Genomic DNA, 451 nt, shown 5'->3' with positions numbered 1-451 from the left:
AGCCGTGAAGCCGTTGCCGGCGTCATAGTTGTAGGTGATCTGGTTGAGTTCGTACGGGCCGTCATAGATCACGTCGTCGTTGATGACGTCGCCGGCGTAACCAACGAACTGGTTGTACCAGGAGTCCTGCTTACCGACGCTGAAGCCGCCGAGGCTGATGTACGACCACAGAAGGTTCGTGCCCGTGGAGCCGCCTTCCTGCCAATCCCAACGAAGGATGGTGTTGGTCTTCAGCGGACCGTATTCGGTGTCGGTCGCGGTGTTGATATTCAACTCAGCACGGGTATGCCACAGCGTACCATTGCGCCAATCACCAGCAGTGCCGTGACCGCCATAAGCGTCGCCCCACTGGCCTTCCGTACGAACCTTACCGCCGATCTTGAGGCAGGTTTCGGTTCCCGGAATGAAGAAGTAGCCTGCACCGTATGCGTCGCAGATGCGAACGTATTCG

The 451-nt window shown here is 58.1% G+C and carries 1 protein-coding gene; it reads right to left on the bottom strand.

Features of this window, described 5'->3' with window-relative positions; genetic code table 11:
- On the bottom strand, positions 1–451 hold a 451-nt coding region (locus PY649_RS34870; protein ID WP_285873625.1), incomplete at both ends, for a porin.

It is taken from the genome of Rhizobium mayense (assembly GCF_030272705.1).
GTDB lineage: Bacteria > Pseudomonadota > Alphaproteobacteria > Rhizobiales > Rhizobiaceae > Rhizobium > Rhizobium mayense.
The sequence above is the reverse complement of the archived record's forward strand: the minus strand, read 5'-3'. Positions and strand labels throughout refer to the sequence as shown.